Raw genomic sequence first — 2,154 nt, 5'->3', positions numbered from 1 at the left:
TGACCATGTATTCCAGCAGCTGGAGATGCACAAACTTGTCATAATAGCTTTTATGCTCAAACAACACATAGATGACCCCCTGACTGCCGCCGGTCAGATCCACCCGGTACAGGATATCGGAATAATAGTCCGCCAGCTCTTTTTCAATGAAGCTGTCCTTGCTGATCTCCAGGGTATTCAGGTCTACCAGTTTCAGCACGTTGTCCGGCAGTTTCTCCGCTAAAAGGCTGCGGGCATTTTCCTTATCGCTGTAGACCTCCCTGAACACCTTGTCATGGGGGTTGACCACCTTGCTGTTGTTTTTGTCGTCTGTCATGGTGAAATTTTAACCTTAAGGGGTGGTTCAGTCAAGGAGGTATGTTTTTCCCGGGACACCCCTGTTCCACCTATCGCGGTAGGAATGCCGGTTACCCGGCACCACCCGCACAGATCCGTACGTCAAAAATTAGTTCATACGGCTCCTACCTTGGGTAACTGACGCGAAGTCACTGGTTCGGGTAAGGGTGTTTTATCTTTGATGTGAGTACCCACGTCCTTGCCAGACGCTTGAAACGTTTCTTTGCTGCTTCGCGTATTCTGTCCAGGCCAATCAATGCTTGTTTCTGCCTCTGGGTGCAGGTCGCAGGGGGCTTTTCAGAATTTCCCTTGGTGATCGTCCTTTCCTCCTGTGCCTCCGCTATTGCTTACCCAACTCTTGTTCGGCACATTCTTCGGTACTATGTTGATGTCTGACTTCTGAACGGCGTTCGTGCCAGGATTGCGGCCACAGGCCTTCTCTGACCGATCCAGCTCACTTGTTTGGCTGCTAGATACCGCTGAGATCTCCCGGTTTTCGAGCATAGAGTGTCTACGCATGTACAGGGTCCTATACTCTGCAGGACCGTTGCACGACTCGCTTTCTACCGTTGCCACAGCGTATTGCCTTCCCCTTCAGACCACTGGGTCGGCACCCCGGATGGGTGATTTCGGAGCTCAATAGTTGGCCTGCGTTTCCCCCTGTCAACGCTTCACGTGCAACCTCGCGACCACCCGCGCATGACTCGGGGCCATGATGGAGCAGCATCTCCTTTCAATGTAGGGCGCTTTTATCCCCTACTCTATGCTGGTTTATCCCGGCACTTTCGGTCTGTCCTTCTATTTTTATGTGTAAACTCTATAAAATGTCAAAGAAGCTGTCCTTGCTGATCTCCAGGGTATTCAGGTCTACCAGTTTCAGCACGTTGTCCGGCAGTTTGCCGGCTAAAAGGCTGCGGGCATTTTCCTTATTACTGTAAACCTCCCTGAACACCTTGTCATGGGGGTTAACTACCTTGCTGTTATTTTTGTCGCCTGTCATGGTGGAATTTTAACCTTAAGGGATAGAAAATGTCAAAATGTCAGGCCTGCCCCCCCATTTCCATTTTATTTCAGCAGGGCCATGATCTCTGAGATGTCTTGGGCGGCTTTTATGGTTTCTTTGATTTCTTTCAGTGTACCCAGGTCATCAATTTTGTTCACCTTGGCCATTACTGTGTCAATGTCTCCGGGAAATTTAAGGATGATGCCCAGTTCGATAGCTTCTTTCAGGCCTTTAATCTCACCTTCCAACCTGCCCTCATTCTTAGTTTTCTCTGCTAATGTCATAACATACCTCCCTGCCTCTTCGGAAATCGCTTTCTCTGCGATATCCTTATAAAGACAATAATCAAAGTATGATCCCAAGTTTTTCCAGGACCTCTGTATTGAAAATATCCATCCCGTCTTCCCGGGTGGCCATGGCAAGAATATTGTTTTTGGTCAGATAGCGGACAAGCTCATCGGATATAAAAAGGGAGGCAAATACAGGAATCAGTTTCTTTTCACGAATCACCGGAAACCATGAATCCAGCTGGGGAATCAGCTTGATAAAATCGGATATATATTCCGCGGTGGGGGTGGATTTTGTTTCAACGACGAAAAAATAATCATTACTTTCGGCAATGACGTCAAATTCACGGGTCATTGACCGATCAGCGCTTTTCAGTCGTAATCGGGGGGCAAAAAAATCGAATTCACTGATTCCGAAATATTCTGCGGCAACCCCCTTTAACCCCGGTGCAACAATATCTTCAACAATAGTACCCATCTTATTGGCCAATTCGCCCCATTTTTTGTTCATCTCTTTTTTGAGTTTTT

Annotated in this window: 3 protein-coding genes and 1 pseudogene; all 4 read right to left on the bottom strand. The window is 47.8% G+C overall.

Going from position 1 to position 2,154, the window contains the following annotated elements:
- Positions 1 to 316: Rpn family recombination-promoting nuclease/putative transposase (locus HXW94_RS18620; RefSeq protein ID WP_178368388.1), on the bottom strand; the 316-nt coding region annotated here is incomplete at its 3' end.
- Positions 317 to 1,153: 837 nt separating this feature from the next.
- A complete protein-coding gene (locus tag HXW94_RS18615) occupies positions 1,154 to 1,336 on the bottom strand; it encodes an Rpn family recombination-promoting nuclease/putative transposase (RefSeq protein WP_246294235.1) in 183 nt (60 codons plus the stop codon).
- Between the two features lie 65 nt (positions 1,337 to 1,401).
- Positions 1,402 to 1,623 (bottom strand): hypothetical protein, encoded by a 222-nt coding sequence (locus HXW94_RS18610; protein WP_178368387.1) that lies wholly within the window; start codon positions 1,621 to 1,623, stop codon positions 1,402 to 1,404.
- Positions 1,624 to 1,684: 61 nt separating this feature from the next.
- Positions 1,685 to 2,154 (bottom strand): annotated as a pseudogene (locus HXW94_RS18605) (hypothetical protein); the annotation flags it as partial.

Source organism: Desulfobacter latus (assembly GCF_013389365.1).
GTDB lineage: Bacteria > Desulfobacterota > Desulfobacteria > Desulfobacterales > Desulfobacteraceae > Desulfobacter > Desulfobacter latus.
The sequence above is the reverse complement of the archived record's forward strand: the minus strand, read 5'-3'. Positions and strand labels throughout refer to the sequence as shown.

Excerpts from the sequence above, each read along its gene's own strand:
- HXW94_RS18610 (WP_178368387.1), bottom strand. The coding sequence starts at position 1,623 with ATGACATTAGCAGAGAAAACTAAGAATGAGGGCAGGTTGGAAGGTGAG.
- HXW94_RS18615 (WP_246294235.1), bottom strand. The coding sequence starts at position 1,336 with ATGACAGGCGACAAAAATAACAGCAAGGTAGTTAACCCCCATGACAAG.